The following is a 15289-nucleotide window of genomic DNA, read 5'->3' as shown; positions in this document are numbered from 1 at the left end:
AGGTGAGATTCGATTGGTAAAACCAAGCATTTTAAACGGAATCAATATAGATTTACTAGACCCTAAACTTCATCCGATTAATACCAAAAGATATATCCTATCAACTCCTCCTGTCAATGAAGTTATCCAGAATATATCTGCCTGTATTGATAAAAAAGACACAGGTGCAATAATATACGGACGACCACGTTTAGGAAAAACTTTTGCATTGAGGGCTCTAAAGGTATATTTACAGGATGGCTATGGTGATATTCCAATTTTCACCATAAACCAAACATGGCAGCAGTATGCAAGAGAAAAAAGATTTTATGAAGATTTGCTAGCTTCTTCAGGACATGACCTGATAAGTAAAGGAAACTCCGATGAAAAAAGGAGAAGGTTAATAAACCATCTTTCTAATGAAATTGATAAAAGTCAAAAGGGTATGATGGTTTTGTTTATTGATGAAGCCCAACATCTTCTTGAACCTCACTATTATTGGCTTATGGATATCTATAATGCGTTAGAATCTAAGGGGTATTACGTGTTCTACCTTTTGGTGGGTCAAAAAGAATTACGACACCGTAGAAGTACTTTTATTGAGCAAGAACGCCAACAGATAGTTGGTAGATTCATGGTAAGAGAGTATGCATTTAGTGGTATCAGAACTGAAGAAGATATTAAAGAATTACTCGAAGGCTACGATGAATTGACTGAATATCCAGAAGGGAGTAATATTTCTTTTACAAATTACTTCTTTCCGGAGGCTTTTAGTACTGGGCATAGAATTAGTACATTCTCTGAAAAAATGTTCAATATTTTTACTAATAAAAGAATTGAAGTAAAGTTAAGTGGAAAACCTGAGATACCCATGAAATATCTCACTAGTACGATTGAGTATCTCTTCAAGGAATACGGACTGCACAGTAAAAAGCCATCCGAATGGATTAATCACAGTATGCTTGAAGAATCCATAAGGCAATCTGGTTATATTCAGGCAGAACTAGGACTCCAAGGGTAAGGTAGTGAAGCAATAAATGTTCTTTAAGTTGATAAGTCCATCTAGCAGTAATCAAAGTTCAATTACATGGAATAATGCATGGGTAAAAAATGGGGAATCTCTAAGAAATATAATCATAAAATTAGCGTTTTCAAACATGTGGAATGTTAGGGATCTTAGAAAACTAATACTAAATGCAAAAGATCCTTTTGAAGAGGAGATGTGCTTGAAAATAGGCACTAGAAATATTGCATTTTTTGAAAGACTTAATTTTGACTTGGAAATAATAAGGAATAGTAGTTATGCCCCAATATTAGAATATCTAGAGGAAAATAACTATTATTTAGGAAGATATAGACCAGTGAGGGAATTTCAATCAAATTTTTTAAATAACTACACAGATCATAATCTTAGGTATTGCCCAATTTGTATGTCAATGGGGCATCACTATACCTATTTTCAGACTAAATCTGTTAAGAATTGCTTGATTCATAACGAAAAATTACATTCAGTATGTCCCACTTGCAAAAAACCTATTCCATATATAATAAATAATTATAACATTAAAGCTATTAATAAGTTAAGCATTGATTCAATGGAAGAGTGTACAAACATCTGCTTAAATTGTTTTGGACCCTTATCAAATGTTAAAAACATAAAAAACCCCTCCTCTTTTGAAGACCGTATAGCTTCAAAAACAACTTCATTCTTTATTCATAATATATTGTTGCTTGACAATGAATTAGTTATTGATAAGAGTTCTAGTTGGGCAGTGAATAGTTATTTCTCTAAAGTTGGTTCTAATATAATATATTTTAATGTAAAAACTGGCCGCAATAAGTTTTCGGCTCGACTAAATGAGAGTCAATACATAGATATAAATGATTGTTATTGGAAAATATATAAATCGGTTTGCAGATTTATAAGAAAACAAATTATCAATAAAAAACACCAGAGATATTTACATAATATTACAACCTGGGGAACTGAAGAAATTATATTAGAACCGTTCAGTTATGTCTATTTCAGATGTATAGTTGAAAAGAAAGATAGATTTTATCGCATTGATAAAAAACCTGAAAATTGGCCCCCGGAAGAAATAGATGAAGGTTCTTACATACCTGACAAAAACTGTATAGGATATATATATAGTATTCAAAAACAATTTGTTGAAGGGGATATAGATTATAATACTGCCCAGCTAACAATTAATAACGTTTTAGCATGGGCATTCCTTAAACTTTATAAGCGTTGTCAATCTTATGTACAAAAAGAAAACAGAATTCTTGTCTACTTTGATGATTTAACAAAAGAATTGGGTAGACCTGTTTATTTATTGAAGAAATCTCCAAAAGGGAACTTTGACACTGTAGTGTATAGTCCAAATCTAGATCAGCTTGAATGATCACCAACAACATTCCGGGCTAAAATGAGCTAATGGGTGGCTCTGACACGGCGGAATATACAATAAAGAAGGGAAAAGCAATGGAGGAACTTTTTAGACTAGCCTCGAACTATGGTTTCCCAATGGTGGTGGTGGGTTACCTGCTACTCCGCCTGGAACCACCATTCGGGAATTGCAAAAAAGTATTAACCTCTTAAGTATCACCATCGCCCGGCAAATGGACATGAAAGAGATTAACGAATTGATCGATAACCTCTAGGAGGGAGCAGTGGAAGTAGCTAAGAAAGCTAAACCCGGCCAGCAGCTATCGCCCCACTTTACAGAAGGAGAGCTGGCTTGCCGATGTTGTGGTAGGTTGCTCATTCAAGGGGAGTTAGTCAGTAGGCTTGAAATCCTTCACCTGCCAGTTGGAAAACCAGTACTGGTGAATAGCGCTACCGCTGCCCCACCCCCAATGTCTGCCGACCTGTGAGCCTTTGTGCCGACCCAGAAGACCAGCCAGCGTGGGCTGGCACGAAGGCCAGGACCCGGAGGAAAGGCAGGGTGTCAGACCCAGGGAAATACCCTAAAAGGCACGCTGCCGCAGGTGACCGATGGAAATGAAAGAAACTAACATGATGGTGAGGATAAAAAGGTTCTAGAATAGATACCCTGGTAAAAGCTGGCGTAGGGGGAATTAACGTTCTATGCGTATGACCGATAATATAAAACACGAACATCCTTTCAAAAGAGGTTCGTGTTTATATTTCGGAAGTGATCCGTCGTATGTCAAATTTTAAATTTTTCCGTTGCCCGATCGATCTCATTTGATATTTGTGAAAGATGCACAGAAGCAGAGGCCACATTCTCTAATGCGGCGGTCTGCTCCCTGGTGCTGTCGACAATGTTTTCGACTCCTTCAGGGATTTGCTTAACAGCTGCCGCTAAACTTTGAAACTGTGTGACCACTTGATCCATCAGTTGGATAATATTTTGAAAATCTTGACCCACTTCTCGCATAACCGTGACTCCAGCTTTTACCCGGGTATTGCCACCCATTATGGTTTCTAACCCTTTTTGGGAATCCAGGCGAACCCTTGCGATCAATTGGTCAATTTCCCCGGCTGCTGTGGACGATTGCTCTGCTAACCGCTTAACTTCTTCAGCTACTACGCTAAAACCATAGCCATGCTCACCGGCCCGAGCGGCCTCAATGGTGGCATTTAGGGCTAGGATGTTGGTTCGTTCGGTAATCTCTTGAATAACCACCACAATTTGATTTACCTTCCCTAGGGTTTTATTTAGATCACCAATGACTCGAACCGTTTCTTCGCTGGACTGAATTATGGCGTCCATCTGTTGATTCACCTGCTCCATATTTTGCATGCCTCGATTGGCACTTTGAGAAACCTCCTCGGCAGTTGAGGAAACTTGATTAGCATCCTGAGCCACCTGAACCACTGTAGATAAAATTTCCTCGGAAACGGTTTCATTTCTGGTTGCCCCTTCTTTAATATACCTGACCTGCTGTGTAAGCTCCAGGGCAGAGGTTGTGAGGGCTTTAGACATGCCAACTTGCTGACTCATAATATCCTTTAAGCTGTTTTTCATTTTACTAAAGGACTGTGCTAAACGGCCTATTTCATCTGGGTGTCCCTTAAGATGAATATCCCCTACGGTTAGATTACCAGCTGCAACGTGATCGGCCAGCAGGCTTAAATTCTGAACAGGCTTAACCACTAATTTTAAAATCAGCCAGGAAAGAAAAAGAATCGATACAATCCAGCCCAGGGTCATGGTAATAAAGGTGGCTCTGATAATCGCTGAAGTTTTGCGTGCCACGGAGGCCATACTAATTTTAATGCCAGCTGAGCCAATTAACTGGTTGCCCTCATGGAGAGGAGCGGTAATATCCATGATCCGTTGACCGTTTTCTACCGTCTCAAGCATCACCACTTGGTCTTTCTTCGCAGCAGCAATGTCCTCCGGATCGGCCTTTTCACCAACTTTTTTAGGGTCGGAACTAGCTGTTACCTCATAGTTATGATTTGCTTCATGCAAGCTAATTTCTTCTACAATGCCTCTGGTGGCCAGCCGTTTCACTAAACCCTGCAGCCAAAGGTGGTCGGCCATGCGGTCGGCCGAGCCAATACTGGCATCTAAAGCAGTCACGATACTTTGGGCCTGTTCCTGGGCCATTGTATCAATTTCTTCCTTGCCCTGTTGCCAGGTGTAGTAGCCCACTAGAAGAAAAATGATAGCCAATGTAACGCCCAATAAGAGGGGGATTTTTTTGCTTAGGGACTTCATGGTAGCGGTCTCCTTGTTATATGTAAAATGAAGCATAGGCTATCATTTCGGCAAGAAATGATAGCCTATGCGTACTGTTTTAACCGATTAGGCTAGTCTTGATCATCATCATCTTCCTGGTCGCCTTGCTCATTGGAGCTTTGTTCGGTGTCCTGGTCGTGGCTATCGTTATCTTGGCTGTCATTATCTTGGATATCAGTATCTTCCTTATCCGCTGACTCTAATTCGTTATACAGCACCTTGCCATTACCAGGATCTACAACAACCTCCTGCAGACCAGCGCTGGTGAGAACATCTACGGAGTAGATTAGTTGACCATCTTCCTCCTCCAGTTCAGCCTTCACAACTTGGCCTGGGAAAGCGGTTAAGGCATTATTGATGGCATCGGTCAGGTTGATTTTAGTGAGGGACAGGAGTAATTTGGATTCTTCCTGGTCGTTTAACTCCTGACCGGCTGCTTCCTGTACCAGAACACTGGAGCGGTATGCCAACTTTTCAGCCTTGTCTTGCAGAATTTTACCATCAACGGAATTTATGGTAACCTCGTACTTTTGGGTCTGGTCGGCCAAGTCTACGGAAAAGATCACTTTACCAGCTTCCTTTTCCTGCTCGACATTCAGAATGCTTGCTCCGGGGTGTGCCTTCTGGGCAATGGCCTGGGCATTTTGCTCGGACAAATTAGCTTGTCCCATGCCCTTATCAGCATAAGCAATGCCACCAAGCATACTGGAAGCAACGAGACCTAAACCGGCAATGGTACCTAACATTTTTTTGTTCATTATGGATGACCTCCTGTTTTTTGATTCTCCTTCATTCTAGCAGGGGTTTCTGAGAATACTCGGAGAAACAGGGGGAGAAAAATGAGAGTTTTCTCATCTAGCTCACTTTATAATGGCAAAGTAACAAGAAAAGAGGTTCCTTTGCCAGGAGAGCTCTTTACCTGGATGGAGCCGTGGTGGCTTTTCACAATCCAATCTGCGATGGAGAGCCCAAGGCCGGTGCCTTCCAGGTTGTTGGAGCGGGCGTTGTCGATGCGGTAAAAACGTTCAAAAATCTTGCTTAAATGCTCGGAGGCCATGCCCACTCCGGTATCCTTTACCAGAAGCTCCAGGCAGGTGCCACGGGTTCTTAACGCTAGGGTAACTTCACCGCCAGCAGGGGTGTGCTTCAGGGCGTTGTCAATTAAGATAACAACCAGCTGTTTGATTCTTTTTTCATCCCCACTAAAATCCACGTCTGCCTCGATTTCTTGCTTCAACTGTATGCCTTTAGCCGCGGCTAAGGGAAGCAACGGTCTAATGACTTCGCCAATGGCCCTGTCCAGGGAGAACCGACTGAGTTCCAGTAACTGCTGTTCCGAGTCCACTCTGGCTAAGAAAAGCAAATCATCCACCAACTTGGCCATGTGGGTGACTTCTGTGCCAATATTTTCTAACCAGACTGCTTGTTCCTCCACCGTTTCCTTGGGATTTCCCAGCACTAATTCCAGGTTTGTTTGCATCACCGCCAGAGGGGTACGCAGCTCGTGGGAAGCATCAGCCACAAAATCCCTCTGCCTCTGCCAGGATTTTTTTATGGGGACCAGCGCCTTATCCGCCAGAAACAGACTGCTATAAAATGCCAATGCCAGACAGACCAAACCGGCAATGGCCAGGGCTGCTAAAAGAAAGCCCAGGATTTCCATATCCCGCTCAATGCTAACAAAGACCACCAAAAATCCCGACCCTTTTTGCAGGGGAACCCTTAAAAAGCTATAGGAATGATCGTGCCAGTCAAAATCACCCTTGTCTCTTTTGCCAGAAACTATTTTTTGCACAATTTCACTATACTTTCTCTGATCTAGATCCGACCTAGCAAAATAAGTCTTAAGGATGATACCCGATTGGTTGGTGGTTACATAAAAATATTCTGTACGGTCAAATTCCGCTAACCGATCCGCTGAACCAGACTCGATGGCTGCCACTAGGTTCCGCAGGACCCCTTCGGACTGCTTGATAATCTGCCGCTCCATCAGAAAATAGGTGCCCAGGATAAACAGCAGCAAAAGAATGCCCATGATCAAGATGTTGATCAAAGTAAGCTTTAAGCGAAGGTTGCGAAACATTAGATCCCCTTTAAACAATAGCCAACACCTCGAATCGTTCCAATGGAAACCTCCGAAAAAGTTAACTTCTTACGCAGGTAATGGACATAAGTTTCTACATTGCTGATTTCTACATCTGAGTCTAGGCCCCATACCCGATCCAGGATTTGTTCTTTGGTAATCACCTGGCCGACATTGCGCATCAGAAGCTCCAAGAGCAAGGACTCCTTTAAAGTGAGTTTGATGACTTCTTCACCTTTGGTTAGCTCGCAGCGGAGTGGGTCCAACGTCAAGCCATAGGCCTCAATTTTTTCGCCTCCCAGTTGAGCAAGCTTTCTTCTGCCCAAAGCCCGCACCCTGGCCAGTAACTCCCCGGTGGAAAAGGGCTTGATCAGATAATCATCAGCCCCGGCATCCAGCCCTTCGATGCGATTTTCCACGGAATCTTTGGCCGTTAATAAGAGCACTGGGGTGCTAATACCCTGCGTGCGTAAAGCCTTGACGATTTCCACACCCTCTTTGTAGGGCAACATCCGATCCAGAATAATGACATCATATACGCCGGTCTCGGCCATAGCCTGGCCGGTTTCCCCATCGTAGGCTGTATCCACGCCGTAATTATTTTTCTTTAAAATATAGGTTAGAGCATCCGCTAACCTTTTTTCATCTTCCACCAATAGTAGTCTCATCACATCACCCCATGCTTATGATATAACAAATTCCTTTAAATCACCTTTAAATAGTAGTTTTTTCAAAGGGAATTTTAAGTTTTGCTGTTTATACTGAGGAAAAGGAAAGGAGAGGTAACATGCAATTATTTGAAAAACTTAAAAAGATCAACAAAAAGTGGTACCTAACATTGGCCGCCATCCTGGTCATAGGGGCGACGGGAAGTGCAGGGGCAGAGTATTATTTCGATCAGCAAGCTGCTGCAGCAAAGACCGAAAGGGTGAGTCTGCAGGCTAGTCGGGAGGCCGTAGAAGATTTACTCTATCTTGAAAAGCAGGAAACACTGAAGCTTTCCCCGGACCAAGCAAAGACTCTCTTGCCACTGGTAGAGAAAATATCCACTACCTCGGACGCCACTTCCAGAACCGATTTAGCTAAACAAATTTACCAAACCCTAACCCCCGACCAATACCAAGCAGTGTCAGAACAGAATAAGCAGGACCATCGTGATGTTAGGGTGAAAAAGGATGGCAAAGACAGACATGATGACGAGAGGGAGCATGAGTTTAAGGGAGAAGCAGACCTCAAAGGTACGCAGAGCCCTAAAGCAGACGCTTTAAATCAGGTGGTTATCCAAATGTTGAAAACTAGAGGTTCTGAAACACAATCCAGTGCCGCTGCTCCTGTAAACAGTTAATGTTAGAAAAAAAGCCAAGCCCGGTGCTATTATGGTACCGGGCTTGGCTTTTTCGTTCAGCTACTGCATTTTTATTTAAATCACTTGAGTTCACAGACGCACCTTTGATAGTACAGCTATATTAACCTGAAAAATGAGAGTTTTCTAATGTTTCAGCATTGCTGTATTGGCTATAATGAAAAGAGCCAATAAACAGGAGAGGGATATTGGAATGGGAAGAATTTTAGTAATCGAAGATGATAAGAATATCCAACGGTTTGTCACAATGGAACTAACCCTGGAAGGTTATGAGGTGGCATCTGCTTATACTGGCAGGGAAGGATTAAAGAAAGCGGTGGAGGAAGCCTGGGATCTGATCCTTTTGGATATTATGCTGCCGGAATTAAGCGGCCTGGAGGTCTGCCGTAGGATTCGACAGGTCAAAAACACGCCCATCCTGATGTTAACTGCTCGGGCAGCGGTGCCGGATAAAATTGCCGGGCTGGATTCCGGGGCCAATGATTATATCACCAAACCCTTTTCCATCGAAGAACTGCTGGCCCGGGTAAGGGTTTACTTTCGAGAAAATAAACTTCCCGTGCCAGACGACATCTCGATCAAAATAGCGGATCTAACCATCAATTTGCGAACCAGAGAAGTAACCCGGAATGAGAGAAAAATCGAGCTGACCCCCAGGGAATTTAATCTGCTGCAATATTTTGCGGAAAATCAACGGACCGTTCTCAGCCGGGATCAATTATTACAGCAGGTTTGGGGCTATGATTATTACGATTCCAATGTGGTGGATGTATATGTCCGTTACCTAAGAAACAAAATTGAATTTGCCCAGGAAACCAAGCTTATTCACACCGTCCGTGGTGTAGGCTATGTGCTGGAGGAGAGAAGCCTTGAAAATTAAGTGGAGACTTACGCTAATTGCTTCACTCTTTTCTCTCCTGGCCATTCTAGTATTGTCCGTGGTCCTTTACTTTGTCCTGAGTAATTTTGATACGGTCTATGAGCAGCGAATCCTCACAATTCAGCTCAGCTTATTAGAAAAGAACATGGTTGAAACAGGCCAGCTACCTTCTGGCAATACCCTCAAAACCTTTCTGCAGCCACACCAGCAAATCCGCATTTTAGATGGAAAGCAACAAATTGTGGCCGCAGGGGAAGACGATTTTGAATCCGCTGAGTATGACTTTCCCCTAGATCGTAAAGGGAATTTCCAAGTCTTTCGCAAGGAAGGAGATTCCCTCTATATACAGAGAAGGCAGCTAGATGTAGGGGGCCATGCCTATAGCCTGGAGATTCTTTCAGAAAACGAGTACTTTAGTGATGTGATGGAGAAGGTTTGGTCTTTGCTTGCCATGATCAGTGGCGTTTTTTTAATAGTGGCCACGGTCAGTGGCTATATGGTATCACGGCTGGCCTTGTCTCCGGTACATGCTTTAATCCGCAGCGTAAAGCAAAAGGAACTTACACAATTATCCGAGGGTTTGCCACTGCCACGCTCGAAGGATGAAATTTATGAGTTAGCAGAAACCTTTAATTATCTATTAAAAAGAGTAAACAACTCCATTGAACAACAAAAGCTATTTATTGATAACGCATCCCACGAACTGCGGACACCCCTGACGGTTCTAGAAGGGTTTATCTCAACCCTGGAGAGAAGGGAATTGGACGCAGCCACGAAGGCGGAATTTTTTCAAACCATTCATCAAGAAATCGAGCACCTGCGGCATTTAGCCAATGAATTATTAGAGATATCTGTGTTGGAAAGAATCCCTTCCTGGGATAACCAGTGGGTGCAATTAAAGCCAGTTGCGGAGGAAAGCCTTCAGGCATTTACGACTTTGGCACCCGAGATGCAGTTTCAAAGTCAAATTCCCGAGGAAATGCAAGTACTGTTTGACCCTTACCGACTGAAGCAGGTCCTCAAAATTTTGTTAGACAACGCCGTTAAATATGCCAATGCTTCGTTGGTGGAGATTGTGGCACGGCAGGAGTTGGCGAAAACTTTGATCGAAGTAAGGGATAACGGTGTAGGTATTCCCCTGGAAGATCAGCCCCAACTCTTTGATCGCTTTTACCGGGTGGATAAATCCCGTAGCAGAGAGCTGGGGGGAGCGGGGCTAGGGCTTAGCATTGCCCGAACCCTGGTGGAACGGCAGGGGGGAGTTCTTTGGTTGGCCAGTACACCGGGAAGCGGCACGGTATTTACTATAGAATTACCCAATACAAAGGTACCAGGGGGGATAAAGGGTGCTTAGCCAGTTGTTTCAGAGCTCCGTAGCGTTTTTTCAAATTTACGGCACAGTGGGTTTGTTTTTGATGTCCTTTGCAGAGTCTTCCTTTTTTCCAGTGCCACCGGATATTTTACTGATTGCTATGTCCTTAAGCCAGCCCAAGCTAGCCCTGTGGTACGCCCTGATTACCTCGGTGGCTTCGGTATTGGGTGGTATCTTCGGCTACTTTATTGGGGCTAAGGCAGGTCGGCCTCTACTAGACCGCTGGGTGCCTGCCAAGCGAGTGGCCCAGATTGAGTCGCTATTTCAACGCTACGGTGGTTGGGCTGTTGCCATTGCTGGCTTTACACCCATCCCCTACAAGGTATTTACCATTGGGGCAGGGGTCTTTCAGATTCAAAAAACGGTATTTGTGGTGGCGTCTATTCTCAGCCGAAGTGCCCGTTTTTTCCTGGAAGGCTTACTGATTTTCTATCTGGGGTCGGCTGCCAAGCATTTTTTAAGCAGTTATTTAGAAATACTGACCATCGGTCTGTCCCTGGTGATACTGTTGCTCTATTTTGTTTTACGACATACCAAAACCATGCAGTATTTAAATGGTTTTTGGGTAAAGTTACGGGAACGTTTGGAACGATATTACAACGAAAAGATGTCCCCCCTGGGTGCCTTTGGTAACTACCTGCTGGTGGGTTCAGTGCTGGGAATCGGCAGTATGCTCCTCTTTGCCAAATTGGCCAGTGAACTGTTGGAGAATGAACTAAAATGGTTTGATAATGCAGTGATTGATTTGGTTCATCGGCTGGACAGCCCCCTTACCACGGAGGTAATGAAGGGACTTAGTACCATAGGCTCGTCAACGGTCATGATTGGAGTAGCCCTGGTGGCAGCACTACTGCTTTGGTGGGTAAAACGACATTTTTGGGATGCCCTGATGGTGCCAGTTGCGTTAATTGGCAGTTACAGCCTCAATGAATTGTTGAAATGGATTTTTCGGCGAGACAGGCCGAATGTTGCTCGCCTGGTGGAGGCCACTGGCTACAGCTTCCCCAGCGGGCATGCGATGGTTTCCATGACTGTCTTTGGTCTGCTGGCCTATCTGGCCTGGATTAACCTTCGTCAACCGCTCCTGCGCTACCTGCTAACCTGCACCCTTGTCCTATTGGCAGTGGCCATCGGAATCAGCCGTATTTACCTGGGGGTCCATTATCCCAGTGACGTGCTGGCAGGCTTTGCTGCGGGTGGCTTCTGGTTGGTAGGTTGCATTCTGGGGTTGCAGGCCATTCGGTATTACAAAGCAGATGCTGATAAAGGATAGCTTTTCTGTTGCTTTTTGGGCAGTCAGTAACGTGCTGAGATGTCTTTTGTATAAAGCTTGCCACCCAGGAAGATTAGGAATTTAATAATATCAGCTAAAAAGGAGGCATTTGATTTGCCTCTTTTTTTAATTAACTATATAGTAGCGGAAATGATATGTTAAATGCTGGAACCTTTCTAATTAAATTACATAATATGGAATAAACAAGAGGAGGTTTTGCCAATGACAGAGGATATTAAGACAAAAAGTCAGGAGAATGGCCCCATTAAAACCAATGCTGCCAACTATTTTTGTCCCTCCTGCGGCCCAGGAGCGAATCCTTTACAACCACCCTATCCGGGATATCCCTGTGTAAATTATAAGTACTACCCGACCTATATGTTTGTGGCACAATACGCCTATCCCGAAGCGTTAAACTTAATAGTTCAATCCGTTGGCGGGGAGCGGGAGGATGAATTGTTTTATACCTACATGCTCAATGTGGCACCGCCGGGTCAAAAGGAAATTATCGCAGCCATTCGGGATGATGAAATCAAACATAACAAAATGCTTAGGGAGTTGTATTGGGAATTAACCGGGCAAGACATACTACCAGCCCAGGAGGAACCCTTTCAACAACCTCAAAGCTATTGTGATGGACTTGTCCGGGCTTTATTTGGAGAATTGTCCGCCGTAGAAAGATATCGCAAGATTTTATTTGGCTTGGAATTCTTACCCTATCGGAATATGATTACAGAAATTTATACCGATGAGTTGAAACACGCAACAAAATGGAACTATCTCTATTCGTTAAATTGCGTGAGAGGTAACGGTTATTAGTGAAGCATTGATACTAGAAAGGGGGCCGTTGCACGATGACTAACCAAATTGAGGGCTTAGGAGGACACAACTGGCTGCCCGTTTGCTGTTGCTTTTTACTGTTCCTGTTTTTTGTGTTGATCATATGTTGCTGCATTTTCTTTTTTTAGTTAGGCGTTCATCATTCAGAAAATCTATCGAAATAAATAATGAATTAGCAGAACCCAGTCAAATAGAGACTGGGTTCTGTAACAGCAAGGTAATTTTCCCACCAGTTGGAATATATTATTATTACTGATGTGACAGTGCTTCCAACCGTATGCCACGATTTCATTCCTATTCAAAAAGCAGCACCGCAGGTTGTAAAACAGCCATTATTGGTAAGAAACTCTCTGGTTACTGTGTAGTAAAGGGTGACTTGACATGATTTCCATACGAGAAATTATGGTTCCCATTTCTGAGTATTCGGTGGTAGATGAAAACTCATTGGTTCGAGAGGCCATCAAGGTCTTGAAAAAGTCCTTCTACAAGGATGAAAACGGTGGTATTGTGGGTCACCGTTCTTTGCTGGTGACCAATAAAAAAATGAACTGGTGGGGATCGTAACCCTGCGAAATATTCTTAAAGCAGTGCTAACCAAGTATGATTTGCCAGAGAGTTATTTATGGATTTACTCGGTTAGTTCTTCTGGCTCCAATATGCCCGTTAAGAGTGTAATGCGGGCCACTAAAATTGTGTTTGTGGATGTCGAGGATGACCTATACAGAGCGGTGGATTTGTTTTTAACCAAAAAGGTTAATTCTTTGCCAGTATTAGAAAAAGGAAAGCTAATTGGTATTATCCGTACCATTGATGTTTTTGGGGTAATAGGGATGTTGTTGTAATTTTTTAGAACCCAGTCTAATAAGGACTGGGTTCTCTAACGGAGAGTAGTTTTATATGCCTCGAAGGCAGAATTAGATTACCCATTTTGGGTAAAAAATTACATAGGTAAATATACCCAGGTATTATATTGATTAGCCAATAGCTGTTTGCTTTGCATAAAGCTTGTATTTTTGTAGCATAATTTTCTGTGAAAGGGGGCTTGTCATTGTACAATCTTAAGAAATTCAATGCTATCTTCATTTTACTTACCCTATTCATCATAACTTTGGTTGGTTGTGCGAAAGAGGCACCTCAAACCCAGGAGAAAAAGCAAGAAACACCGGCACCACAGAAAGCAGCGGAAGTATCTTATCCGGCTGGCCGTATTTACACAGCCGATGAGGATGGTAATACCGTCAGTGTAATTGATACAACGGAAAATAAAGTAGTGAAATCCGTTGAGGTCAAGAGTATGCCCCATAATGTGCAAATATCGCCCAATGGGAAAGAAGTATGGGTGGCAGTGGTACAACCAGGTATGGAAGCCATGTCTGGTATGGAGCATGGGGCAACGGGCATGGCCGGGCAAGTATGGGTGATTGACACTTCAACCAATGAAGTCACTCAGAAAATTACCATTGGCAATGGGCCTGCCCATGTTATTTTAACGCCGGATGGCAAGGAAGCCTATGTAACCAATGGGGTGGACAATAATGTTAGTGTTATTGATACCGCCACCTACAAGGTAAAGTCAACGGTACAAGTAGGCATGGGCCCCCACGGTTTGCGCCCTTCGCCGGATGGCAAGGTGGTGGCTGTGGCCAACTTGAAGGAAGACACCGTATCGGTTATTGATACAACTACCAAGAAAGTCACTCAGGTGAAGGTAGGTAATAAACCCGCCCAGGTGGCCTTCGACCCAGATGGAAAACAATTGTATGTCTCCTTAACGGCGGAAAATGCCGTAGCAATGGTGGACACTGGCACCTGGAAGAAAACCATGACCATACCTGTGGGAAAAGTACCAATCCAGCTCTTTGTAACCCCGGATAATAAATATGTTTACGTGGCCAACCAGGGAACCAAAGAAGATCCAGATAACCGAGTGAGTGTCATCGATGTCCAAAAGATGGCGGTAGTTAAAACCTTAGAAACCGGCAAAGGGGCCCACGGAGTGGTGGTATCCCCCGACGGGAAGTTTGCTTATATCACCAATATCTATGAAAATACGGTTTCCGTAATTGATACAAATAAAAATGAAGTGGTCAAGAACATTCAAGTAGGCAAAGGGCCAAACGGCATCACCTTTAAAAAACAATAGGGTAATAGGTGTGTTAGGGTAAATCATAGCAAGAACTGGCATTTTGTTGCCGGTTCTTTTTTATAGGGTATTCTTTGGCATTCAATTTGTAACACTTTATTTGTACATGGAATATTATGGCATTAAGGGTTGGTGCGAATCTTAAACTGCATCAGTTAAACCCTTCAGAAAGGGGAATGAATCATGTTTTACCGCAATCAACATCCGGTTCAGCCAACTAGTCAAATGGTATTGCCTGCTGTACAACACTGTGAAGTGGTATGTGAGTATACCCATACCGTCATTCTGGGAAGACAAGATGTTCACATGCGTACGCAGCAATTGCAATTACTACATGACTGCGCTGACGTTTGTACCTTAACTGCGAAACTGATAGCCCGGTGTAGTACCTTTGCCAGGGAAATGGCAGCTCTTTGTGCACAGGTTTGTGAAGTATGTGGAAATCATTGCTTAAGGCACCCGGATCAGGAGTCTCAATACTGTGGTCGTGTTTGTTGTCATTGTGCGGAAGTATGTAGAGCCTTTGCGGCTTCAGCAAGTCCTGGTCACCACCCCGGTGCTTGCCCTGGTTCTGAATGCCCGGTACCTGGCTACCCCGGAATGGGGCCTGGCATGGGAATGGGGCCTGGCATGGGAATGGG

At 43.6% G+C, this 15289-nt stretch carries 18 protein-coding genes; 14 read left to right on the top strand and 4 right to left on the bottom strand.

Going from position 1 to position 15289, the window contains the following annotated elements; all coding sequences use genetic code 11:
- Positions 1–13: 13 nt before the first annotated feature.
- From BUA78_RS13625 to BUA78_RS20880, 5 genes are all read left to right on the top strand, one after another.
- The gene (locus tag BUA78_RS13625) at positions 14–1000 is read left to right on the top strand and encodes an AAA family ATPase (protein WP_072915547.1); all 987 of its coding nucleotides are present in this window, start codon (positions 14–16) and stop codon (positions 998–1000) included.
- 205 nt (positions 1001–1205) lie between these two features.
- Positions 1206–2384: a hypothetical protein gene (locus BUA78_RS13620; RefSeq protein ID WP_139257390.1), complete on the top strand. Its 1179-nt coding sequence runs from the start codon at positions 1206–1208 to the stop codon at positions 2382–2384.
- Between the two features lie 32 nt (positions 2385–2416).
- Positions 2417–2581: a YvrJ family protein gene (locus BUA78_RS20985; RefSeq protein ID WP_338011623.1), complete on the top strand. Its 165-nt coding sequence runs from the start codon at positions 2417–2419 to the stop codon at positions 2579–2581.
- Positions 2582–2652: 71 nt separating this feature from the next.
- Entirely contained in the window at positions 2653–2856 is a 204-nt protein-coding gene (locus BUA78_RS13610) for a hypothetical protein (protein ID WP_175549027.1), read from the top strand.
- A gap of 6 nt (positions 2857–2862) precedes the next feature.
- Positions 2863–2997 carry a hypothetical protein gene (locus tag BUA78_RS20880; protein ID WP_274377397.1) on the top strand — a complete coding sequence of 45 codons (135 nt, stop codon included), beginning with the start codon at positions 2863–2865 and terminating at the stop codon, positions 2995–2997.
- A 155-nt stretch (positions 2998–3152) separates the two neighbouring features.
- Here BUA78_RS20880 and BUA78_RS13605 read toward each other — a convergent pair whose 3' ends face one another.
- The 4 genes from BUA78_RS13605 to BUA78_RS13590 all read right to left on the bottom strand — a co-directional run bounded on the left by BUA78_RS13605 (position 3153) and on the right by BUA78_RS13590 (position 7445).
- Positions 3153–4673, bottom strand: coding sequence for a methyl-accepting chemotaxis protein (locus BUA78_RS13605; RefSeq protein ID WP_072915544.1), 1521 nt, complete (start codon positions 4671–4673; stop codon positions 3153–3155).
- A 92-nt stretch (positions 4674–4765) separates the two neighbouring features.
- Positions 4766–5452: a PepSY domain-containing protein gene (locus BUA78_RS13600; protein ID WP_072915542.1), complete on the bottom strand. Its 687-nt coding sequence runs from the start codon at positions 5450–5452 to the stop codon at positions 4766–4768.
- A 107-nt stretch (positions 5453–5559) separates the two neighbouring features.
- Positions 5560–6777, bottom strand: coding sequence for a sensor histidine kinase (locus BUA78_RS13595; protein ID WP_072915541.1), 1218 nt, complete (start codon positions 6775–6777; stop codon positions 5560–5562).
- Positions 6777–7445: a response regulator transcription factor gene (locus BUA78_RS13590; RefSeq protein ID WP_072915539.1), complete on the bottom strand. Its 669-nt coding sequence runs from the start codon at positions 7443–7445 to the stop codon at positions 6777–6779. The genes BUA78_RS13595 and BUA78_RS13590 overlap by 1 nt, the downstream gene beginning before the upstream one ends.
- A 119-nt stretch (positions 7446–7564) precedes the next feature.
- Here BUA78_RS13590 and BUA78_RS13585 point away from each other — a divergent pair, with 119 nt between their 5' ends.
- The 9 genes from BUA78_RS13585 to BUA78_RS19725 form a co-directional block, all read left to right on the top strand.
- A complete protein-coding gene (locus BUA78_RS13585; RefSeq protein ID WP_072915538.1) occupies positions 7565–8122 on the top strand; it encodes a hypothetical protein in 558 nt (185 codons plus the stop codon).
- Positions 8123–8333: 211 nt separating this feature from the next.
- Positions 8334–9020: a response regulator transcription factor gene (locus BUA78_RS13580; RefSeq protein WP_072915530.1), complete on the top strand. Its 687-nt coding sequence runs from the start codon at positions 8334–8336 to the stop codon at positions 9018–9020.
- Positions 9010–10374 (top strand): sensor histidine kinase, encoded by a 1365-nt coding sequence (locus tag BUA78_RS13575; RefSeq protein ID WP_072915528.1) that lies wholly within the window; start codon positions 9010–9012, stop codon positions 10372–10374. Before BUA78_RS13580 ends, BUA78_RS13575 begins: the two co-directional genes overlap by 11 nt.
- Positions 10367–11665: a phosphatase PAP2 family protein gene (locus BUA78_RS13570; protein WP_072915525.1), complete on the top strand. Its 1299-nt coding sequence runs from the start codon at positions 10367–10369 to the stop codon at positions 11663–11665. Before BUA78_RS13575 ends, BUA78_RS13570 begins: the two co-directional genes overlap by 8 nt.
- A 222-nt stretch (positions 11666–11887) precedes the next feature.
- Complete coding sequence (locus BUA78_RS13565; protein WP_072915523.1) at positions 11888–12484, top strand: ferritin-like domain-containing protein; 597 nt, start codon at positions 11888–11890, stop codon at positions 12482–12484.
- 402 nt (positions 12485–12886) lie between these two features.
- Entirely contained in the window at positions 12887–13069 is a 183-nt protein-coding gene (locus BUA78_RS20675; protein ID WP_238456827.1) for a hypothetical protein, read from the top strand.
- Complete coding sequence (locus tag BUA78_RS20670; protein ID WP_238456826.1) at positions 13057–13347, top strand: CBS domain-containing protein; 291 nt, start codon at positions 13057–13059, stop codon at positions 13345–13347. Before BUA78_RS20675 ends, BUA78_RS20670 begins: the two co-directional genes overlap by 13 nt.
- Positions 13348–13553: 206 nt before the next feature.
- Positions 13554–14648: a YVTN family beta-propeller repeat protein gene (locus tag BUA78_RS13555; RefSeq protein ID WP_072915520.1), complete on the top strand. Its 1095-nt coding sequence runs from the start codon at positions 13554–13556 to the stop codon at positions 14646–14648.
- A 183-nt stretch (positions 14649–14831) separates the two neighbouring features.
- On the top strand, positions 14832–15289 hold a 458-nt coding region (locus BUA78_RS19725), incomplete at its 3' end, for a four-helix bundle copper-binding protein (RefSeq protein WP_207650506.1).

It is taken from the genome of Desulforamulus aeronauticus DSM 10349 (assembly GCF_900142375.1).
In the GTDB taxonomy this organism is placed as follows: domain Bacteria; phylum Bacillota; class Desulfotomaculia; order Desulfotomaculales; family Desulfotomaculaceae; genus Desulfotomaculum; species Desulfotomaculum aeronauticum.
This window is presented reverse-complemented; position numbering and strand designations above follow the sequence as displayed.

Excerpts from the sequence above, each read along its gene's own strand:
- BUA78_RS20985 (WP_338011623.1), top strand. The coding sequence starts at position 2,417 with ATGGGTGGCTCTGACACGGCGGAATATACAATAAAGAAGGGAAAAGCA.
- BUA78_RS13605 (WP_072915544.1), bottom strand. The coding sequence starts at position 4,673 with ATGAAGTCCCTAAGCAAAAAAATCCCCCTCTTATTGGGCGTTACATTG.
- BUA78_RS13600 (WP_072915542.1), bottom strand. The coding sequence starts at position 5,452 with ATGAACAAAAAAATGTTAGGTACCATTGCCGGTTTAGGTCTCGTTGCT.
- BUA78_RS13595 (WP_072915541.1), bottom strand. The coding sequence starts at position 6,777 with ATGTTTCGCAACCTTCGCTTAAAGCTTACTTTGATCAACATCTTGATC.
- BUA78_RS13590 (WP_072915539.1), bottom strand. The coding sequence starts at position 7,445 with ATGAGACTACTATTGGTGGAAGATGAAAAAAGGTTAGCGGATGCTCTA.
- BUA78_RS13585 (WP_072915538.1), top strand. The coding sequence starts at position 7,565 with ATGCAATTATTTGAAAAACTTAAAAAGATCAACAAAAAGTGGTACCTA.
- BUA78_RS13580 (WP_072915530.1), top strand. The coding sequence starts at position 8,334 with ATGGGAAGAATTTTAGTAATCGAAGATGATAAGAATATCCAACGGTTT.
- BUA78_RS13565 (WP_072915523.1), top strand. The coding sequence starts at position 11,888 with ATGACAGAGGATATTAAGACAAAAAGTCAGGAGAATGGCCCCATTAAA.
- BUA78_RS20675 (WP_238456827.1), top strand. The coding sequence starts at position 12,887 with ATGATTTCCATACGAGAAATTATGGTTCCCATTTCTGAGTATTCGGTG.